General features: G+C 71.3%; 15 protein-coding genes and 2 pseudogenes. 11 read left to right on the top strand and 6 right to left on the bottom strand.

Going from position 1 to position 20,773, the window contains the following annotated elements; genetic code table 11:
* Window positions 1–206: 206 nt before the first annotated feature.
* Window positions 207–515, bottom strand: a pseudogene (locus V6U88_RS28975) (integrase core domain-containing protein); the annotation flags it as partial.
* 395 nt (window positions 516–910) lie between these two features.
* Between V6U88_RS28975 and V6U88_RS28970 the strand changes: the two are divergent.
* From V6U88_RS28970 to V6U88_RS28950, 5 genes and pseudogenes are all read left to right on the top strand, one after another.
* A complete protein-coding gene (locus V6U88_RS28970; RefSeq protein WP_334457883.1) occupies window positions 911–1,798 on the top strand; it encodes an ABC transporter substrate-binding protein in 888 nt (295 codons plus the stop codon).
* On the top strand, window positions 1,795–2,763 hold the full coding sequence (locus V6U88_RS28965) for an amino acid ABC transporter permease (protein WP_334457881.1): 969 nt from the start codon (window positions 1,795–1,797) through the stop codon (window positions 2,761–2,763). Before V6U88_RS28970 ends, V6U88_RS28965 begins: the two co-directional genes overlap by 4 nt.
* Window positions 2,760–3,524 carry an amino acid ABC transporter ATP-binding protein gene (locus tag V6U88_RS28960; RefSeq protein WP_334457880.1) on the top strand — a complete coding sequence of 255 codons (765 nt, stop codon included), beginning with the start codon at window positions 2,760–2,762 and terminating at the stop codon, window positions 3,522–3,524. The genes V6U88_RS28965 and V6U88_RS28960 overlap by 4 nt, the downstream gene beginning before the upstream one ends.
* Window positions 3,524–5,146 (top strand): N-acyl-D-amino-acid deacylase family protein, encoded by a 1,623-nt coding sequence (locus tag V6U88_RS28955; RefSeq protein WP_334457879.1) that lies wholly within the window; start codon window positions 3,524–3,526, stop codon window positions 5,144–5,146. Before V6U88_RS28960 ends, V6U88_RS28955 begins: the two co-directional genes overlap by 1 nt.
* Window positions 5,147–5,184: 38 nt before the next feature.
* A pseudogene (locus tag V6U88_RS28950) lies at window positions 5,185–5,772 on the top strand (serine hydrolase); the annotation flags it as partial.
* Window positions 5,773–5,822: 50 nt separating this feature from the next.
* On the opposite strand, the gene V6U88_RS28945 reads toward V6U88_RS28950, so the two are convergent.
* The 3 genes from V6U88_RS28945 to V6U88_RS28935 form a co-directional block, all read right to left on the bottom strand.
* Complete coding sequence (locus V6U88_RS28945) at window positions 5,823–6,842, bottom strand: LysR family transcriptional regulator (protein WP_334457877.1); 1,020 nt, start codon at window positions 6,840–6,842, stop codon at window positions 5,823–5,825.
* A 44-nt stretch (window positions 6,843–6,886) separates the two neighbouring features.
* Complete coding sequence (locus tag V6U88_RS28940; protein ID WP_334457875.1) at window positions 6,887–8,236, bottom strand: RNA-guided endonuclease InsQ/TnpB family protein; 1,350 nt, start codon at window positions 8,234–8,236, stop codon at window positions 6,887–6,889.
* A gap of 676 nt (window positions 8,237–8,912) precedes the next feature.
* Window positions 8,913–10,271 carry a M28 family peptidase gene (locus V6U88_RS28935; protein ID WP_334457873.1) on the bottom strand — a complete coding sequence of 453 codons (1,359 nt, stop codon included), beginning with the start codon at window positions 10,269–10,271 and terminating at the stop codon, window positions 8,913–8,915.
* A 1,098-nt stretch (window positions 10,272–11,369) separates the two neighbouring features.
* Here V6U88_RS28935 and V6U88_RS28930 point away from each other — a divergent pair.
* The 4 genes from V6U88_RS28930 to V6U88_RS28915 all read left to right on the top strand — a co-directional run bounded on the left by V6U88_RS28930 (window position 11,370) and on the right by V6U88_RS28915 (window position 17,019).
* Window positions 11,370–13,079, top strand: a complete 1,710-nt coding sequence (locus V6U88_RS28930) for a hypothetical protein (RefSeq protein ID WP_334457871.1) — start codon at window positions 11,370–11,372, stop codon at window positions 13,077–13,079.
* 485 nt (window positions 13,080–13,564) lie between these two features.
* Window positions 13,565–14,767 (top strand): hypothetical protein, encoded by a 1,203-nt coding sequence (locus tag V6U88_RS28925; protein WP_334457869.1) that lies wholly within the window; start codon window positions 13,565–13,567, stop codon window positions 14,765–14,767.
* Window positions 14,768–14,836: 69 nt separating this feature from the next.
* Window positions 14,837–15,934, top strand: a complete 1,098-nt coding sequence (locus V6U88_RS28920; protein ID WP_334457867.1) for a S66 peptidase family protein — start codon at window positions 14,837–14,839, stop codon at window positions 15,932–15,934.
* A gap of 560 nt (window positions 15,935–16,494) precedes the next feature.
* Window positions 16,495–17,019 (top strand): C40 family peptidase, encoded by a 525-nt coding sequence (locus V6U88_RS28915; RefSeq protein ID WP_334457865.1) that lies wholly within the window; start codon window positions 16,495–16,497, stop codon window positions 17,017–17,019.
* A 30-nt stretch (window positions 17,020–17,049) separates the two neighbouring features.
* On the opposite strand, the gene V6U88_RS28910 is transcribed toward V6U88_RS28915, so the two are convergent.
* Window positions 17,050–18,204 carry a DmpA family aminopeptidase gene (locus V6U88_RS28910; RefSeq protein ID WP_334457863.1) on the bottom strand — a complete coding sequence of 385 codons (1,155 nt, stop codon included), beginning with the start codon at window positions 18,202–18,204 and terminating at the stop codon, window positions 17,050–17,052.
* 83 nt (window positions 18,205–18,287) lie between these two features.
* On the opposite strand from V6U88_RS28910, the gene V6U88_RS28905 reads away from it, so the two are divergent.
* Window positions 18,288–18,935 (top strand): TetR/AcrR family transcriptional regulator, encoded by a 648-nt coding sequence (locus V6U88_RS28905; protein ID WP_334457861.1) that lies wholly within the window; start codon window positions 18,288–18,290, stop codon window positions 18,933–18,935.
* 27 nt (window positions 18,936–18,962) lie between these two features.
* Here the strand turns inward: V6U88_RS28905 and V6U88_RS28900 are convergent, their stop codons facing one another.
* Window positions 18,963–19,952: a sigma-70 family RNA polymerase sigma factor gene (locus V6U88_RS28900; protein WP_334457858.1), complete on the bottom strand. Its 990-nt coding sequence runs from the start codon at window positions 19,950–19,952 to the stop codon at window positions 18,963–18,965.
* 104 nt (window positions 19,953–20,056) lie between these two features.
* On the opposite strand from V6U88_RS28900, the gene V6U88_RS28895 reads away from it, so the two are divergent.
* Window positions 20,057–20,686: a maleylpyruvate isomerase family mycothiol-dependent enzyme gene (locus tag V6U88_RS28895; protein ID WP_334457856.1), complete on the top strand. Its 630-nt coding sequence runs from the start codon at window positions 20,057–20,059 to the stop codon at window positions 20,684–20,686.
* The last annotated feature ends 87 nt before the right edge of the window (window positions 20,687–20,773 follow it).

Here is a 20,773-nt window from a genome sequence, read left to right as displayed (position 1 = left end):
CCACCAACCCGTGAAACCGTTACACCGCAACAAACGCCACCGAACCTAACAAAGCACTACTAGGGCGTGTTGCTATGGATCTGCCTGAGGGCAGCGCCTGCCCGGCCTTTACTCGCCGGCTTCAGGGGGTCAGGCCACACGGGCCACTTCCAAGGCCTGGATCTGGACTAGGGAGTGCTTTGTCGATCATGGATCGGCAGTCCTGGTCATGACATGCTTCGGTCGTGGACTGGAGCGAGGATCGGCGGCGTGACTGGGTCCCGGTTGGTGGTCCACCGGCTATGAGAGCGTTGGTTGCCGGTTGGTGATCCACTGCTGCCGGTAGGCGTCTGGGGTGAGCCAGTCCAGCGAGCCGTGTGGTCTGTAGTGTTGTACTCGATGCGCCAGTCCTCGGCCAGTACCTGGACCTCGAGGAGGGTGTCGAATTGCTTGCAGGTGAGGAATTCGTCGCGGAAACGGCCGTTGAACGACTCGCAGATCCCGTTCTGCCACGGGGATGCGGGGTCGATGTAGGCGGGGTCGACGCCGGTGTAGCGGCACCAGTCGGTATGCCGTCATCAGCGACCGGCTCCGCCGCGATCCCAACGCAACCTCAAAGGCGACGGTGACCGTGGTAGCCACGAAGACTTCGCCACGACTGGTGAGCATGGCGGTTCGTATCCGCATGTCGCCGCCGGCCTGGTCGGCCGGCGCTACGGCGGTAAGCGCCTCGCCGTCGTGGTTGCGCAGCTGCCGGTGACGCGGACCGGCAACGAACTCGCGACACGTCTGGTGGATGGGCCGGCGCTCCCGGTGAGCGTCGACGGTCGAGCATCGAACTATTCAATGCTCACCATGCAGAGCATTCAGGCTGTTCACGCTGGCTGATCCCGGATAGGGTCCCGCCAGTCGCCCAGCCAGGAGGTTTACCGTGCTCAGGAAGCGTGCACTCCACGTCGTCATCGGTCTGGTCACACTGTCGGTCGCGGCAACGGGTTGTGGCCGGTCGACGAGCGGGCAAACACCGCAGCCCGGCGGCGCAGCCTCCGTCGCCGCCGACGCCAAGGCCGCCGATCTGGTGCCCGCCGCACTCAAGGGGAAGGGTGTCCTGCGAGTGGCCACCGCCGAGGGCTACCCGCCGATGGAGATGTACAAGAAGGGCACCCAGGAGCTGATCGGCGTCGACCCGGAGCTGGCCGCGGCGATCGCCGGGCGGCTCGGCCTGAAGCTGGAGATGACCAACGCCAGCTTCCCCGGTCTCATCCCCGGTCTGCAGGCCGACCGCTGGGACCTGGCGATGTCCTCGATGAGCGACACCGAGGAGCGGCGCAAGGCCGTCGACTTCGTGGACTACTTCCAGGCCGGTGGCGCGATCATGGTGGCGAAGGGCAATCCCGCCGGGGTCAAGGACCTGGCCGACCTGTGCGGCCGGGCCGTCGTGCTCGCCAAGGGCAGCTCCAACCTCGCCATCGGCGAGGGGCAGAACGCCAAGTGCGCGAAGAAGATGACGATCTCGCAGAGCGAGGACGCCCCGACCGGACTGCTGCAGATCGACGCCGGACGGGCCATCGCCACCATCGTCGACTACCCGGTGGCCAAGATGCTCGCCCAGGAAAGCGGCAAGTACGAGGTGCTGGAGGCGCAGTACGAGGCCGGGCCGTGGGGTATCGCGATCGACAAGAAGGACATCCAGCTGCGCGACGCGGTGCAGCGGGCGCTCCAGGAGCTGATCGACAGCGGTGAGTACACCAAGATCCTGGAGAAGTGGGGCGTGACGGGCAGCGCCATCCAGGCGGCCACCGTGAACAACCAGAAGTGAGCGCGCCGGTGGACCCGACCGTCGAGCAGCAGGAAACCGTCGCCGCGGGCCCAGCGCCGGACGGGCCCGACACAGAGCCGAACCGGATCAGCCACCCCCTGCGGCCGGGGCGGTGGCTGGCCGCCGGCGTGACCGCCCTGGTCCTGGTGTGGCTGGGCTGGACCATCGCCGTCAACCCCAACCTGCACTGGGACATCGTCGTCGCCTACCAGTTCGACCGGGTCATCCTGGAAGGGCTTTGGGTCACCATCCAGCTCACGGTCGCGTCGATGCTGATCGGCGTGGTGCTCGGCGTAGCGGCCGCGCTGATGCAGGTCTCCGACAGCCGGATCCTGCGCACCGGCGCGATGGCCTACGTCTGGTTCTTCCGCGGCACCCCACTGCTGGTGCAGCTGATCTTCTGGTTCAACATCGCGCTGATCTTCCCGGAGATCGGCCTCGGCGTGCCGTTCGGCGGCCCGAAGCTGGTGACCTGGGAAACGAACACCCTCGTCACCGGCTTCGTCGCGGCGCTGCTCGGGCTCAGCATCAACGAGGGCGCCTACATGAGCGAGATCGTCCGGGCCGGACTGCGGGCCGTCGACCCCGGCCAGCAGGAGGCCGCGGCGGCACTGGGCATGTCCCGCCCGAAGATCATGAAGCGGGTGGTCCTGCCCCAGGCGATGCGGATCATCGTCCCGCCCACCGGCAACCAGTTCATCTCCATGCTCAAGACCACCTCGCTGGTCTCGGTGATCGCCGGCGCCGACCTGCTCACCGTCGCCCAGCGGCTCTACCTGACCAACTTCGAGGTGATCGCCCTGCTCATCGTCGCGTCCATCTGGTACCTGGTCCTCACCACCGTCGCCAGCGTCGGCCAGCACTACCTGGAACGCCGGTTCAACCGCGGCTTCGGCACCACCATCCCGGGCACGCTGCGCGGGCGGATCGGCCGCAACCTGCGGTTCGCCGGGAGCGCACGATGACCGCCCCGATGGTGCGGTGCCGGCAGCTCCGCAAGAGCTTCGGCCGCATCGAGGTGCTGCGTGGCATCGACCTGGTCATCGAGCGCGGCCAGGTCGTCTGCGTGGTCGGCCCCTCCGGCTCCGGCAAGTCCACCCTGCTGCGCTGCCTCAACCACCTGGAGGAGCCCCAGGGGGGTCGGGTCTACGTCGACGGCGAACTGATCGGATACGAGGAGCGCAGCGGGCGGCTACGACCGTTGCCGGACGCCCGGCTGCGCCGCCAACGCGAGTCGATCGGCATGGTGTTCCAGCGCTTCCACCTCTTCCCGCATCGCACCGCGCTGGAAAACGTGATTGAGGGCCTGGTCGCCGTCAAGGGCGTCGGAACGGCCGACGCCCGCCGACACGCCGGTGACCTGCTCGACCGGGTCGGGCTCGCCGACCGGGCACACCACTACCCGGCGCAGCTCTCCGGCGGGCAACAACAGCGGGTGGCCATCGCGCGGTCCCTGGCGATGTCGCCGAAGCTGATGCTCTTCGACGAGCCGACCTCGGCGCTCGACCCCGAACTGGTCGGCGAGGTGCTGGAGGTGATGAAGGACCTCGCCGCCAGCGGCATGACGATGATTGTGGTGACCCACGAGATGGGGTTCGCCCGCGAGGTCGGCGACCACCTCGTCTTCATGGACGACGGCCTGATCATCGAACAGGGCCCGCCGCGGGAGATTCTCGCCGCCCCACGGCACGAGCGGACCCGCGCGTTTCTGTCCAAGGTCCTCTGATGGCCCAGCTGGACCTGCTGATCACCGGCGGGAACGTCATCGACGGCACGGGCTCGACCGCCCGTACCGCCGACGTGGGGGTGCGCGACGGCCGATTGCTGCTGCTGCCACCCGGCAGCCGCAGCCCCGCCGCCGAGGTGGTCGACGCGGGCGGTTCGGTCGTCACTCCGGGCTTCATCGACGTGCACACGCACTCCGACCTGCTCGCCGGCGACGACGAGCAGCGGGAGATGCTGCGGCTTGCGCCGCTGCGGCAGGGCGTCACCACCGAGATCTGCGGCAACTGCGGGATCAGTCCCTTTCCGGTCCCGGCCCGGTGCGCGGAGACGGTACGGGACCTGGTCGCCGCGACGTTCGGCCCGCCCGCCGCCACATACCCGTCCTTCGCGGAGTTCGCCGCCACGCAGGGCGTGGCCCGGCGCAACCACCTCGCCGCACTGGTGGGCCACGGCACGCTCCGCGCCGCCGTCGTCGGCTTCGCGCAGCGGCGCGCCACCCCCGACGAGGTTCAGCGGATGTGCGACCTGCTCGACGAGGCGCTCGCCGCCGGCGCGGTCGGGCTGTCCACCGGGCTGATCTACTCGCCCGGGGTGAACGCGGGCACCGACGAGGTCATCGCGCTCGCCCGGGTGGCCGCGGCGCACGGGAAGCCGTACGTGACCCACCTGCGCGACGAGATGTCGCAGGTGGAGTCGGCGCTGGAGGAGGCGATTGACATCGCCACCGCGGCCGGCGCGGTGCTGCAGGTCTCGCACCACAAGACGGCCGGGCGGCGCTCCTGGGGCGCCACGGTCCGCACCCTGGCCCGACTCGAGCGGGCGCGGGCCGACGGCCTGGACGTCCTCTGCGACGTCTACCCGTACACCGCCGGCAGCACCGCGCTACACGCCATGCTTCCACCCTGGGTCATCGCCGACGGCGTGCCCGCGATGCTCGCCGCCCTCGCCAAGACCACCGTCCGCGACCGCATCCGCGGCGACCTGTCCGCTGGGCTGCCCGGCTGGGAGAACACCGTCGGCAACGGCGGCTGGGACCTGATCCGGGTCGCGTCCGCCCCCACCAGCCCCGACGTCGAGGGGCGCAGCGTCGCCGATCTCGCCGCCACCCGCGGCGTCGACCCCGTCGACTATGTCTGCGACCTGCTCGCCGCCGAGGCAGGCAACGTGACCATCCTCAGCCACTCGATGCGGGAGGACGACGTTCGGCGGGTGCTGGCCAGCCCATTGGCGATGATCTGCTCCGACGGCGTGCCCAAGCCCGGCCGGCCCCACCCCCGATGGGCGGGCAGCTTCGCCCGGGTGCTCGGTCACTACGTCCGCGAGGTCGGCCTGCTCAGCCTGACCGAGGCCGTGCACAAGATGACCGCGATGCCCGCCCAGCGCTTCGGCCTGCGCGAGCGGGGCCTGCTCGCCGACGGGTACGCCGCGGACCTGGTGATCCTCGACCCCGCGGAGGCCGCCGACGGCGCGACCTACGACGACCCGCTGGCTCCGCCACGCGGGATCCGCGCCGTGGTGGTGGACGGCCACGTCGTCGTCGACGGCGACCGGGTCACCGACGCCCGACCGGGGCGGGTACTGGCCGTACCGGACCGTGAGCGCCCCCGGCGGGGGCAGCCGTGACCGGCTGCGACCCAGCCGCCGATGTGAGGATCGGGGGGATGGTGCGGCGGCTGGACGACGGGCGCACCTTCTCGCTCGATGAGGACGTGCTCCTGCCGCTGGCCAGCGTCGGGAAGATGCTGCTGCTCGGCGAGGTCGCCCGCCGCCTCGCCGCCGGGACCCTCGCCCTCGACCAGCGGGTCGACCTGCTCGACGACGACCGGGCACTCGGCGGCACCGGCCTGCTCGGTCTGCTCTCGCCAGGCACCTGGACCGTCGCTGACCTGACCACCGCGGTAGCCGCAGTCAGCGACAACGCCGCTACGAACGCGCTGCTCCGGCTGGTGACACTCGAGGCCGTACAGCAACTGGCCCGCACCAGCGGCCTGCGCGCCACCAGCGTGCATGACTGGATCCGGGCCACCCGCGGCCCGGACGTACCGCCGACCTTCGCGACCGGCACCGCTCACGACCTCTGCGCCTTCCTCACCGACGTGGCGACCAGTACCTGGCAGAGCCGGCGGGCGTCGGAGCTGCTGCGCGGGTGGCTCGCCCGCAACACCGATCGAACGCTCGTCGCCGACAGCATCCGGCACGATCCGTGGTCGACAGGGGGAGTCCGGGTGGCGAACAAGACCGGCACCGACACCGGTGTGCGGGCCGACGCTGGCATCGTCATCGGCCCGCACACCGTCGTCTACGCCGTGGTCGCGGCGTTCGAGCCCGGGGCGGAGCGGGCCGCAGTGGCGGAGCTGCGGCGGTGGGGTACGGCGGTCGACCGGCTCGCCGGCACTGGCGACCACCGCTCGGCCAACTCCTGACTGAGCCCCGTCGCAGCGTCGGTCAGCCGGTCGACGAAGCTGCCAACCACCGGATTCGGGTTGCCGGGACGCAGAGCCACCCCGATCTCGCGGTGCAGGTTGGCGTGACTGAGCGGCCGAACCGCCACCCCGCCGGGGTTCCGCAGGCCCAACGACGGCACCAACGCGACGCCGACACCGGCCCGAACCAGGCCCAGCACCACCTCGTAGTGGTCGCTGCGGCAGCGGATCCGGGGCTGGAACCCCTCGGCACGCGCCGCCAGCTCCAGCACCGACACCTCCCCCTGCACACCGAGCGTGGTGATCCACGGCTCATCGGCCAGGTCGGTGAGTCGCAGCCGCCGCCGTCCCGCGAGCGGGTGGTGCGCCGGCATTACCACCAGCTGCGGGTCCACCATCAGCGGGGAGACCGTCGCGGAGGATGCCTCCCGGATGGGGCTCAGCGGATGGTTGAACACCACCACAAGGTCCAGTTCACCCTGGTTGAGGCGGGGGAGCAGCTCTGGTGGCTGCCCCAGGATCAGGGCCAACTCGAGCTGGGGATGCTCGGCGGTGAAGCTCGACAGGGCGCGCGGCAGCAGCTCCGTGCCGGCGGTGGCGAAGAAGCCGATCCGCAGCAGACCCCGCCGGCCCTCCCCGTGGGCGGAGAGCTCGTCGCGGGCGGCCGACATCAGATCGGCGATCTGCTGGGCGTAGTCGGCCAGCCGCTGACCCGCCACGGTAAGCCGCAGGCTCCGTGGCCCCCGATCCACCAGCGCCACGCCGGCTTCCTGCTCCAGGGTGGCGAGCTGATGGGAGACCGCGGACGGGCTGAGCCGGAGCTGCTCGGCCGCGGCGACGATGGTCCCGTGCCGGGCGATCTCCAGCACGACCTGCAGGCGTGCGGTGTTGAACATGCGTCGACTGCCTTCCCTGCTCCTAGTGCGGTGTCCACTAACGTTCACCGGGTTTCCGATGCGCCGTTGTGGATCCTCGCCGTGTGGGCGAGCGACTCCCCAATTGGTGGTGGGGCGGGCCTCCGCGGGCCAACTGATCCTCGCGCCGCCTGTGGTGGGCGGCGGGGATCACGCCGGGACTGGCCGGCACCGGGGAGGTGTCGGCCGGCTCGACGGTGCGTGACCACCTCGGGCAGCACGACGGCTGCTGTGGGGGTGGTGGGTCCGCCGCCCGGGGTGCGGGTGGCGATGATGGCTGCCGCGACCAGGTCGCGGTGCCCGGAGAACGTGCAGTGCGGGCAGGACAGGCTCCGGCCACGGGGTTTCGGCACCCGCCGCAGACAGGCGGGGCAGGTGGAGGAGGTGCCGCGCTCGTCGACGAGGTCGACGGTGATGCCCGCCTGGACAGCTTTGTCGGTGAGGACCTGCATCAGGCGGCCGATTTGCCACTGCCGCAGCCGCAGGTTGTGCCGCCGCCCCGCGTCGATGTCGAGGACCCCTCGCGGGTCACCCACCCTGAGCACACCGACCCGCTGCTCTACCGCCCACGAGACCACCCTGCGGGCGGCTTCGTGCTGGGCCTGACGGACCCTGCGCCGATGCCGGCCCTCCCCCAACCGCGCCCGCCGCCGGTATTTCCGCCACCGCCGTGACCCTCGCTGGCCCGGCTTTGGTGCCCTGCGGGCCACGGCGCGGCGGCGGGTCTTGGTGTCGGCGAGGTGCATGCGGTGCTCCGCGCGGATCGCCCGCCCCGACACCAACAGCCCCTCACCGGCGGGGCCGGCCACCGCATACGGGTGAATGATCCCCACATCCACCCCCGCCACCCGGCCCGGATCCGGCCCCTCGCCCGCCGGATAGGTCGCCACCGGAACCTCGGCGGTCACGTCGAGGAACAGTTGGCCGCCCTTGCACAGCAGGGTGACCGAGCGGACCTGCTCGACCGGATAGGGCACCTCCCGCGCCAGCCTGACCCACAACGACGACGTGCCCCTGGCCGTGGGAAGGCGGCCCCGACGGCCGTCGAGGGTGAACGTGCCGTGATACCAGCGCACCGGCACCAGGCCCCGCCGACGACGCGGAAACCGCACCGACAGGTCCCCGTCCTGGCGGGCTTTCGCCGCCGCGAACCACGCATCGGAGAACCGCCGCAACACCGACCTGGCACCCGTGCTGTCCAACTCGCCGAACGTGCCCGGCCCCGACCCGGACAACTCCCGACACAACTGCTGATAACCAGCCAGCGGCTTAACCTGGCGACGTCGTCGCCACGCGTTGACCTCCAGGACACACGCCCACACGTCACCGGCCGAGCGCAGCAATCCGAAACACCGCCGCCGCTGCCCAGCCGTCACCCGCAGAGCTACACGAGCCGTGCGATACACGACCCGAGGCGCGGTGGGATCCCGACGACGAGGCACAACCACACCCAACCCCACGGGTACGACAAATCCCGGCAGCAGCCAACCCGGCGAACGTTAGTGGACACCGCACTAGCCGGCCCGGACGGCCCCGCCGCCTGACAGTGAGGATGTACGAGGAAGTCCTCCCGGCCCGGTCTGACCCGCCGCCTGACTGACTTGGGTCTTCAAGGGGATCTGCCGGCTGGGTGGGGAGGACTTCTCGTGCATTCACCGGACGGGCGGTTGTGACTTCAGAGGAGCCTGGCCAGAGGCCCTGTCACTGTCTGAACCGCCCCGGGGCTGGCTGCCTGCCCCCGGGCCTACTCGCAGCGGTCCTCCGAGCGCGTCCGTATGGCTCGCAACAGTCGGGCCGGTCCATCTCTGGCGCAGGGTCGTAGCGGGGTTGCCCTCCCCGAACGGCTGCCACTCACCCGGCTTGTGCAGCCCGAGACCGAACCACGATCTGCGCACCCGGGAGGCTACCGGCTCATGCTGGCCGGACGGTGCTGCGAGCGGGTCGCCTGCCGCACGTGCGATGGGCGCCGCACCAGGGACGTCCCCGGTGCGGCGCCCGTCAGCGTCGTGCCCTCGGGCGGTGGCGCCAGCTCCGTCGCCACCGCAGGGCTGTTCAGCGGGCGGTGGCGTACGTGGCGCAACCGATCAGTTCCAGCGACACCTGGAGCCGCTCGAGGCTGATGTTCCTGGCGATGGTGTCCTCTGGGGTGTGGTACGGCGGCTCCAGCAGCGCCGGACTTTCCTCCCCACGCCAGGAGAAGTTGGCACTGGCGATGCCGACCTCCTGGAAGGCCTGGTGGTCACTGGAGCCGCGCTGCGTCACCGGCGAGATCCGCGGGTCGTAGCCGAGGCGGACGGCCGCTGCCGCCACCTCGTCAGTGGCCCGGTTGGACTGGCCGGTGAAGGAGAGCAGCCAGTAACGGGTCGCCGGGTCCCAGCTCGTGGCGACCATGTCGTTCTGGTACACCGCGAGGAACCGGTCCCGCTCCGCCTCCGGGAGCTGGCGGACGTGGTGGCGGGCACCGAGCAACCCCTGCTCCTCCGAGCCCCAGAGGGCAAACCGGAGAGTGGCCTCGACCGGGATCGCGCGCAGCACACGGGCCAGCTCGAGGCAGAGCACCGTGCCGGAACCGTCGTCGTTGGCGCCGGGAGCGCCGATGACCGTGTCGTAGTGGGCGCTGACCATGACCACCGGCCCGCCGGCGCCTGACCGCCCCGCGCGCTCGGCGATGACGTTGTTCGAGGTCAGGCCGCGGTGTGCGGAGGTGGCGACGGTGAGGGTGAGCCGGCCGGCGGCGAGCAGGCCACGCAGCCGCTCCTTCTGCGCCTGGGCCACCCCGACCACGGGGATCGACACCGGCGAGCTGGCCGAGCCCGGCAGGGTGGGTGAGAACGCCGCAGTCCGCCGGGGCGGCACGCCGTCGGCCGCGAGGAACACGACGGCGGCGGCCCCGCGGGTCACAGCGGTGGCGACCAGCTGCTCGCGCCGCGCCGCCACGTAGTCCACCAGCACGATGCGGCCGGTCACGTCCGCGGGGTAGTTCTCCGGTGCGCCCGCGCCCACGTCCACCACATCGCCGCTGACCGTGGTGTCCAGCGCGGCGTGCGGCGAGGCGCCGGCCTGCCAGTTCAGGTCGGTGGGCAGTCCGGCCGGCGAGGCGAGCTGGGCGAGGAACTTGTCCGCCACGGCGAACGGTTCCAGCCGGACGCCGTACCCCAGGTGGTCCAGTTCCTTGGCGATGTAGTCGGCGGCGCGGCGCTCGGAGGCTGTGCCGCCGATGCGCGGTCCGATGTCCTCGCTGAGGACACGCAGGTGGGACAGCGCCCGCTCGGCCGACACCTGGGCGATGATCGTGCGGTCGTCCGGGGTGAGCGCCGGCGGACGGAAGGCGCCGGGGCGCTGGTCGGTCATCGCCCAGGCCGGTGTGGGAAGAGCCACGGTGGCAGCGCCACCGAGGGCGATCGTCAGCATCCGTCGTCGGTTCACGCTGGAGCGAACGGGGTCGGTCGAGGGTGTAGCGGGATAGCCGCCGTTGGTCATGGCTCCTCCTGATCTGTTGCGAAGCCGGGTCGACCGGTGGGTGACCGGGCTCACAGAAACTCGAACGTATCCACTCTTCGCGAGCCGTCCAAGACGCGTTCGGCGGTCGTCACCGGGCCGTGCAGCTGCCCTGGCCAGGCCGGTCGGCCAGGGTCGAGGGATTGGGCGCGGTCGGCGCGGGTGGGCTCGGTGGCCGTACCAGTCGCGCCAGACCATTGACATTCTTGACTTCGTCGGGACGTGACCCAAGGACGCACCCGTTGGCGATGGTCCAACGCTGGGCACTCGCGCTGCTGCTGTCCCCACCCCGGCCGCTGCGCCGGGGCATCCCCGCGCACCCCTGGCCGTGGCCGCTGCCCGCGAGCTGAATCAGGCAGATGGGCCGACTCGAGCCACCGCACTACCTGCAGGGGGAGCCGGTCGTGGGGGCCGGGATCGATGTGGACACTGCTTCTGAGCGCTGGCGCCACCGGGTGTGGTACGTGCGCCCGTGGCTGGACCTATCGATGAACGACGTGTGCCGCTGCTGCTCGGCGATCTCCGACGCCGTCTTGGGGACGCCCCCGGTGCGTGCACAGCCCGTGGCGCAACGTCCACCGTCGGGTCATCGAATCGGGTGTTTTCCCAGCTGACCGGCGCATACGACGGTACGGACGGAGGACTGTGCCGGCGAAACCACCATGACACCCAGCGATGATTGATGAGGGAGCGGGCTGGGAGCAACCATCGGCGTGCCGACGCGCAGCGCCCTTAACGCCGGCCGGGTGACATGGAGGATCGGTCACCCGGGGGATGGGGCACGCCCTTGGGCGTACGGCAGCCTGTGCGGTGGTTGCGCGGTAGGGGCGACCCGAGCGCCCGGCGTGGTATCTGAGATCTCCATTTCGGCCCGCGACCTTGTAGCATGCGGCGGACGACGGCCGGCAGCCAGAGCGCGGCTCTGGTACGACCCGGCGGGCGGCACTGCCGGGTCGGGCGGCTGCGGCGCCGGTCAGGCCGGGGCCGGAGTGAGAGAGGAACCTGCTCGGCGTGTTCCAGGAATCGGACCGGACCCGGATGACCGGCGGAAACTCAATTGGCGGGGCACCAGGCGCCGACCGGCCGGAGGCGTGGGACGCGGAGCTGGCCAGAACGGTGCGGCACGTCGCCGTGCTGCGCACCGGGTTCTACGTTGTCGTGCTGCTGGTCGCCCTCGGCGGCCAGGTGTCCGGGGCCATGGAACGGCTCGGCATGCCCTGGTACGTCGCCCTTCCCGCCGTTGGAGCGCTGGAGCTGGGCGGCGTTGTGGTGCTGGCGAACGCCGACGTACGCCGTCGACTGGGCGAACGGGCAATGATGTCCCGCGTGTTGTCGGCCGGCATCGCGACCGCCGCGGTCGCCTTCAACTGGCTGGCTCACAGCAACCACCTCGAAGGCGGTTTCTACGCGGGCATGTCCCTGCTCGGTTATCTGGTGTGGCTGATGAACACCGAGAACCAGCGGCGGGACCGGCTGCGCGCCAAGCAGCAGCTGCCACCCACGACGCCGGCGTACGAACCGGTCGGGCACTGGTTGCGACACCCTTGGCTGACCCGTCGTGCCCGCTCGCTGGCCAAGGCCGACCCCAGCCTCGGGCTGTACGGCTCGCTCGACGCGGCCCGCGCGCAGATCCGCGCCGAGCGGCGGCAGGCGGCGCTGAGCAAGGTGTTGCACCGCAAAATCAGCCGAGCGCTGGACGCGACCACCGCGGACATCGCCGTGGCGGTGTACGACCTCGACGAGATCGCCCGCCGGCTGGCCGAGCAGGCGGACTACGACGGGCTCACCGCGCTGATCGCCGCCGATCTGGCACCTGCGCGCGTGCTGGCCGGGAACCTGCCGGCGGGCGGCCGCCGTCGGTGGTGGCGTCGGGCCAGCCGTCCCGACCCCGTCGCGCTAGCCTCGGCCGCGCGGCTGCTCGCGGAAGCCCCGGAGCGGCTGCTCGCTCACGCCCCTGAGCCGCTTACGATCGCGGCCCCCGCGCCGGACGCGGCCCCCGCGACACCCGAGGGGGACGCGACCTCCGGCGGCTCAGCGCGGCCAGAGTCGGCCGAGGACGCCGTTCAGCAGCAGGCGAGCGCCACCGAGCAGGCGGGGGACGGCGCCGAGCGACCGGGATCGGAGCGGTCCCCGGCGGTGACGCCGCACCGCACCGACCGGCAGTTGGAGGGGTCCGAAAACACGGTCCAGCTCACCTCGACCACGGATCAGCCCGACCCGCCCCGCGCCTCCGACTGGGCGGCGCTGCACGCGGAAATCGCCCCGTTGCTGCCGGCAGCCGCACCGCGCCGGACGCCACGCAACGTAGCAGGCCGGTCGGCCACCAGCCGGGCGGAGGCGCCGTCGACCACGGACGCGCCAGGCCCCGTCGCGGAGCCGGCCGACACCGCGTCGCCGGCAACGACCCGTAGCGCGGCATCGATGCCGCGAGGCGCCACGGGACGGGCACGGGTCGCCCGAGTCGCCGACCCGGGGCCGATCGCGGCAGCCACGCGAGAGCTACCCCTGGTGGTCGGGCGGGACCTGCCGGACCTGGTAGACACCGCGGCGAGCCGCACCACACCACCCGTCGCGGCTCCCGACGCCGTGGAAGGGGCCACCGAGCAACGCTCAGCGTCGCGACCGCGGCAGCGCCGCTGGGAGGATGCGGACCCGCGACCGGGCTCGGAAACCGTCCGGCGCCGGTCGAGCACCCGGTCGGCCGAGGCCGGTCGGCCCTGACCGAAAGATCCTCCACGGCCTGATCGACGAATACTCCCCGGCCGCGTAGCTGAAACCGAGTTTCCGAGCGGTACACGTCAGCAACCGCCTCGCAGGCGATTTATGGATTCAGGGCATCACTAGTGCCGCCTCAGGCAAAGTTTGCCTCGTTCCTGTCAGGCTCCGCGTCGCGGGCCTCGAGGGCCGCCCGGCGCGCCCGCGCGCCGGCGCCCCACTGGCCGACGTACTACAGAAGACCACCGAGGACCAGGGTGACGCCGGATGGATGTAGTGCGTCGTGGGGCATGCCGATGCTGGCGTCAGGGCCGAGGCCCGAGCCGACGGGAGCGTCGGCCGGCGCCTTGGCAACTTCCGCCACCACAAAGCGCCGACAAGCGGGGATGGGCTGTCCTCTGTTCGCGGGATGGACGGGGTGGACTTTTGACCGATGGTGAGTAAGGTCAACTAGCTGTCCGCACCTGCGCTCTGCGAGGAGGCCAGCGACCGTGGCCGAGAGATCGACCGCTCGTTCCGCCGATGGGGCTGCCCAAGATCACGACAACCCGGCGAGTCTCATAGACAGCTGGATCGGTCGACGGTCGCGGCTGGAAGCAAACGATTCCGACTCGTACTACGAGCAGCAGGGAGCAGTCGCGCCGCAGGGGCGCGCCGACGTGTCGGACCAGTACCAGGAGTCGCACCAGCCCGAGAACACCTACGAGGACCAAGGGCGATCCGCAAGGCAGCGGGCACACCCGCAGTACGAGGATGAGTACGAGCAGTACGACGGGGCCCACTCTCAACAGGAGCATGCGCAGCGGCGGTCCGACCCACTGGCCTACCAGTACGACGAGCACGACCAGGCCTACCAGGAGGAGCGCCGGGCCCAAGAACCGTACGGACCGACCGATGCCAGCTCGGCTCACGAGGACGCGTACGCCGCGCAGCAGGAGAGGTACGCCCAACCGGAGACGGGCCACGCCCACGAGGAGTATTACCGGCATGCTGATTCCGCCGGCCGCAACGAGTACCGCCACGAGGAGTCCGACGCGCAGGACCCCAACGTCGACGAGGGCGGGCGGCCGCGAAGGACGCACCACCGCGGCCGTCGTGCCCGCCCACAGCCAGCCAGCCGACGGCGGCGCTGGCTGATACCGGTCGGTGGGCTCGCGTTGGCGGCGCTGCTGTGCGCTCTGACACTCATGTGGGGGTTGGGTCGACCGCCGGAGAGTGGGCTGGCAGTGTCGACGTCCACCACCCCGCCGGATCCGTTTGAGAAGCCGGTCACCCTCGCGGAGGTACCGTCGACGTCGCCAAGTTCCGCGACAGCGGGCGGCTCCTCCGCACCGTCCAGCGCCACACCGTCGGCCAAGCCTTCCGCCACGCCCAGCGCCACACCGTCTGGCACGCCTTCCGCCAAGCCGACCCCGACGCCCACCGTGGCCACGCCGACGAAAACCCGGAGCCCGAACCCGGTCCTGCTCGGCCCATCGAGCAGCCGCGGGGTGGCGAGCATGGCCCAGCGGTACTGCGATCGGTACACCGGGGGCTCAGCGGACCCCCGCAACGACGGCCGTTGGCAATGTACGAGGCTTCTCTCCGCGTCCACCGTCGACATGGACGTCGCCTGCCGCGACACGTACGATTTCGGCGCCTACGCACAGACATCGGATCCCGCCGATCCGTACGCCTGGCGGTGCTACCGCTGATCACCCGCGCTTCAGGACTGACGCGCGATCTGTCCGGGATCGGCTCACGTATCGGGACCAGCCGGGGCTGTGCGGGTTAGGCCTGCTGGGCGGTCGATCGGTAAGTGTGTCGCGTGTTGTCGCGCGTGTTGGGACACTGCGTCGGTGACCGGGTCTGTACTGCCTCAACCGCTTCGACCTCGTGCCCTGAGGCCCGGAGATCTCGTCGTTGTCGCATCGCTGTCCGGGCCGCTCCATGCCGTCTACGAGCCCGACCTCGAGCAGGCGGTAGTCGTGCTGGAGCGGATGGGATTCCGCGTGCGTCGGGCACCGCTACTCGAAGCAGGGCGGCACCATTGGTGGAGCGCGGCTACGCCGGCGGAGATCGCCAGGGAATTGAATGCTCTTCTGCGTGATCCTGAGGTGCGCGCCATCATCGCGCATGACGGCGGCCAGACGGCGCTCGGCTACCTCGACCTGATCGACGTTGAGGCGATCACTGCCGACCCCAAGCCGATCCTCGGCTACAGCGACATCTCGCTGCTGCATCTGGTGCTCTATGCGCGCACGGGTCTGGTCGGGTTCCATGCCGACATGGCCACGCCTGGACTCGGCGGGGCGTGGCAGGCTGCGCCCGCGGCGCGCAGAGCGGAGCTTGAGAAGCTCTACTCGACGTTGCTGACCGGTACGGAGGCGATCGGTGCGCTGCCTGCCAGCCCGTCGTGGGAGTGCTGGCGTGCCGGTCGTGCCGAGGGCTGGCTGATCGGCGGGGTGCTCAATCGCATCATGCGGGCGCAGGCGACGCGTTACGCGCTGCCGCTCGAGTGGTTCGACGGCGCGGTGCTGTTCTGGGAGGAGATGGGCGGCTACGCGTCGTGGGTGTGGAGCGATCTGCAGGTGCTGCGGCACTGCGGCATCCTCGATCGGATCGCCGGCATGGTCGTGGGCGTCCCGTACGCGATCGACGGACTCGGGGCGCCCGACGCGTCCCCGACCCTGCCCGAGATAGTCCTCGACGTCCTCGGCGACCGTGACATCCCGGTCCTGGGCAACGTCGAGTTCGGACACGCCGGCCCGAATCTGCCGATGCCGGTCGGCATCCGCGTCGGCCTCGATGCGCAGCAGCGGACCTTGTCGCTGCTCGAACCGGCGGTACGGCCGCACGTGACAACCGGACCGGTCGGCTGAGCAACACCGGATCAGTGGGCCCACGGTCTCGGCAGCCGTGATGCAAGACCGCACGCACTGGCTGACGATCTGGGCCTGCTGCGTCGTATATGACGCAGCGGTTCGCCCCGCGCCGTGCCAACACCCGGGCCAGCCCGACCTCGGTAGGCACGCCGCGCCGGCCGCCGGTACCACGAGCTGCTGGAGCGGCTCGACGTCGTGGAGGCCGATTTCGGCATCCACCCGCCGCGCCTGGCCGGTCAACCGACTGCCACGGTTCTTCCCGGGCGCCGGTAGCCCTGAAGCGGGTGCACCTGACGCGGCAGCGACCGTCCCCGTGGTCCGGGCCCGCGCGCTGGGGGACCACCGGCTACCAGGTCCCGCCGGGCATGCCGGCGAAGCCGGCTCCTCGACTGCGGCCACGAGGCGAACACGTTCGTCCAGCTGTCCGGCCCCGCCATATCCGTCGATCCCTTGACAGTGGCGTCCATCTATTCTTTGCTGTCCGAGACGATTAATTCGGGCCCGGCGCGGGTGTCCGTGCTCGGCGACCAGGAGGAGGCACCGGTATGGGTGCGGGCATGAGACGGTTGGCGCGTCGCGCCGTGGCGGTGGGCGTGACGGCGACGCTGGCGACGGCAGGATCGACGTTCGTCGCGGCAGGCGCGGCACAGGCGGCGGGAGTGCGCGCGAGCGTGGTCAACGCGGCGAAGGCGTACCTCGGGACCCCCTACCGCCTGGCCTACGGATGGACGTGCGGAAGAGCGGCGGTGGACTGCGAGTGCCTCAACCGGCACGCCATCTGGGACGGCACCTATGCCGCCACCGGACGTGGACTGCAGCTCAACTACTGGCTACAGGGCCAGATCAACCAGGGGCGTCGGACGAGCGACCCCCGTCCCGGCGATCTGATCTTCTGGGACACCGACCCCAACGACGGCATCCGCTACGGCGGCGACCTCGACCACACCGGCGTGTACGTCGGTAACAACCAGGCCATCGACGCCAACGCCTACTACGGCTACGTGAAGTACGACTCCATCACCCTCGGCGGCACCGAACGCGACCCGATCTTCGTCGATGTCCTGACGCCCAACGGCTACTGACCGGATCTTGAGGAGCCGGCCGGCCGCCGACTACGGTCGCCGGCCGGCCCGCACCAGGTCCAGTACCTGATCGACCGGCAGGGCGGGCATCCGGTGACCGTCGCGGCCGGTCATGTCGTCGTTGACGAACAACGAGTTGAGTACGGCCTCTTCGACGGCCTGCACGACCGCGTCGAAGAACCGGTCGATGAACCCCCAGGGCACGTAGGTCAGCGTGTCCAGGCGCTCGCTCCCGGGCTGCGGTTCGTCCGCACCCAGCCCAACCTCGTTCCCGGTGGAGAAGGTGAGGAAGAGGTCGCCGGAGAAGTGCGAACCCGTCGTGCCGGTGCGCGCCAAGCCGAGCGGCACCCGCCGTGACAGCGCCTTGCACTGGCCGGGCAGCAACGGCGCGTCCGTCGCCACCACGGCGATGACCGATCCCGCGCCGGCCGGCAGCGACGCGCCGGTCCGGGGGTCCTCGCCCGGCAGCGCTCGACCCACCGGTATCCCCGCCACCACCAACTCCTCGCGGGCACCGAAATTGGCCTGTACCAACACACCGACCGTGTAGTTTCGTCCGGCCAGGGTCACCAGCCGCGAGGCCGTCCCGGTGCCACCCTTGAAGCCGTAGCAGCACATTCCGGTACCCCCGCCGACCGAACCCTGCGCCACATGCCCGCCGGCTGCCTGCTCGATCGCTCGGACGACCGTCGTCGCCCGCACATGCTCGCCGTTGATGTCGTTGAGGTAGCCGTCGTACGTCTCGGCCACCACCGGCAGCATCCACCGCTCAGCCCGGCGCGGAACGTTGGCGACCACCCAGTCGATGACACCGCGGTGCCCGGCGCCGACCGCGTGCGAGTTGGTCAGCACCACGGGAAGGTCCAGCAGGCCCGCCTCCTCGATGAATGCCGCTCCGGTCATCTCCCCGTTGCCGTTGAGCACGGACGTTCCCGCCGCGCACGCCGACCCGACCCCCGCGCGGCCCCGAGGCAGGATCACCGTCACGCCGGTGCGGACCGGACCGACGCCCACCGTCAGCGCTCCGGCGCCCTCGATCAGGGTGACCGCGCCGACCTCCACACCCGGCACATCGGTGATGGCGTTGTTCGTTCCAGGTACACCGGGCAGCGGGAGCCCAAGTTCGCGAGCGCCCGGCTTCGCCGGCCGGCTCCGTCGGCCGTCTCCCGACACCGGCACCTCCATCGCAAGGGATTCTTCGTCCGCGACGACGAACATACCGGTCGCCTGCATCGCCCGGTGCGCTCTTGATAGCGTGACGCTCGTCCATGGACCGCTCGGAGAAGACTGGGGGAGCCGTGGCCCGCCCGAAGCTGCAGGACCAGCAGCGTGCACATCTGGCGGCAGCGACGCGGCGAGCCATCATCACCCACGGTCTGGCGAACGTTCGCATCCGCGACATCGCCGAGGCCGCCGGTACGTCCCCCGGCACGGTGACCTACTACTACCGCCAGCTCGACGGCCTTTTCCAACAGGTCTACGAGGAGGCCGTCGACCGTTTCCACCGCCAACGAGCGCAGGCGACCGCACTGGCGCCGGACCCCGCGGGGAAACTGCTGGCCGCCATCGACACCGGCCTGCCGAGCGGCCCCGACGATGAGCTGTGCTGTCTGCTCTACGAATTCTCACCCCAGGCGCGCCGGCGACCGGCTGACGCCGATCTGCGGCGCACCCTCTACGACCGGCAGGTGCAGCTCTACGAGCAGATCCTCACCGAGGGCGGCCGCGACGGCGTGTTCACCCTCGCCCTGCCCGCGGTCGAGGCCGCCAGAAACCTCGTCGCCCTCGAGGACGCCTACGGCTATCACGTCATCGCCGGCACCACGGTCACCCGCGACCAGGCGCGCCAGTACCTCATCGGTTACGCCAGCTACGCGACCGGCACCCGACTCATCCCGTCCGCCCGCTCCACGTGATTCCGCGAGCCCCCGGGGCCGGGGGCCTCAGACCGCCGGCACCGGATCGGTCGAGCGGGCCGGCGGGCCGAACAGCGGCAGCAGCCGATCCGCATCGAGATACGTGGTGATCCCCCGCACCCGCTGGCCGGACAGCTCCAGAATGACCAGCCCGAAGGGCCGGTGGACGCCGTCGGGCCCCGGCCGGGTCTGCCAGAACGCCGGTGACCCGTTCGCCGCGGTGGGCACCAGCCGCGCGCCCGCGCACGAGGCGCCCGGGTCGGACAGGGCCTGCGCGATCGCGTCCCGGCCGCGCAGCCACCAGCGGAACGGCGGCATCGACATGGTGGCGTCCGCGTGCAGCAGAGCCACCAGGGACGGTACGTCGTGGCGCTCGAAGGCGGCGCAGTAGCGGGTCAGCAGCTCGCGCTGGGCCGCCTCGGTGGGTGGGGACGCCTCCCCGGGCGTGGGGCCGACCGCCCGCAGGGTGGACCGGGCCCGCTGGAGCGCGCTGTTCACCGACGCGACGCTGGCCCCCAGCAGGTGCGCCACCTCGTCGGCCCGCCAGCAGAGCACGTCGCGCAGGATCAGCACGGCCCGCTGCCGGGGCGGCAGGTGTTGCAGGGCGGCGACGAACGCCAGCCGGATCGTCTCGCGCCGCAGCGCCACCTCCGCCGGGTCGCCGTACCCGGGCAGCACCCGGTCGTCGGGGACCGGCTGGATCCAGACGTGCTCCGGCGCCGGCGCGCCGATGCCCGCACCGGGCTCCGCGGCGGGGCCGAGGTCCATCGCCCGCGCCCGGCGTTGCGCGCTGCGCAGCATGTCCAGGCAGACGTTCGTCGCGATGCGGTAGACCCAGGTCCGCAGCGACCCGCGGGCCGGATCGTGGCGGTCCGACGCTCGCCAGGCCCGGGTCAACGTCTCCTGCACGGCGTCCTCGGCCTCGAAGCCGGAGCCGAGCATGCGGTAGCAGAACCCGGTCAGCTCGGTGCGCAGCATCTCGACCGCGACGTCGCGGTCGGCCGGTCTCTCCCGCACCCGCCCGACCATACGCCCATCGACCGATGAGTTCTGCGCCTCCGGTCCGTATCCCCTCCGAGGATCCCGGTGCCGGGGTCCCGGACCGGACGGAAGGAACCCGGATGACCGACGACGAACTCCGCGCCGCGGTGGCGGCGGAACGGACGGAACAGGCCGAGCTGCTGGCGGCGCTGCCTCGCGACCGGTGGGACGCGCCGACGCTCTGCGACGGGTGGCGGGTGCGGGAGGTGGTCGCCCACACCACCATGCCGTTCCGGACTCCGCTCGGGCGGACGCTGGTGGAGCTGGCCAGGGCACGCGGGAACATCAACCGGATGGCCGACCGCACCGCCCGCCGCGACGCCGCCGCGTTGTCGCCCGAGCAGTTGCTCGCGGCGGTAAGGGAGAACATCGGCCACCGGTGGACGCCGCCGGGCGGAGGCGTCCACGGGGCGCTCTCGCACGACGTCATCCACGGCCTGGACATCACCGTCGGCCTCGGGCTGGACCGCCGCGTCCCGCCGGAACGGGTCGCCCTGGTGCTGTCCGGCATGTCGCCCCGCAACGTCGCGTTCTTCGGTACGGACCTGAGCGGCGTCCAGCTCCGGGCGACCGACCTCGACTGGAGCCACGGCGAGGGCGCACCCGTGCGGGGTCTGGCCCAGGATCTGCTGCTGGTGCTCTGCGGTCGCCGGCTCCCGCCCGGCCGGCTCGACGGCGCGGCGGCGACCCGGTTCACCCGGCCGGGATGACGGCCGGTGTGTAGCGGGGGAGTGCCGCGCTCCGACCCGGCCGCCCCGCCCCGGGCGCTGCGGGGCGGGGCGACAATCCCGTCGCCG

Origin of the sequence: Micromonospora sp. CPCC 205739, from assembly GCF_036906795.1 — a bacterium.
Classification (GTDB): domain Bacteria; phylum Actinomycetota; class Actinomycetes; order Mycobacteriales; family Micromonosporaceae; genus Micromonospora.
This window is presented reverse-complemented; position numbering and strand designations above follow the sequence as displayed.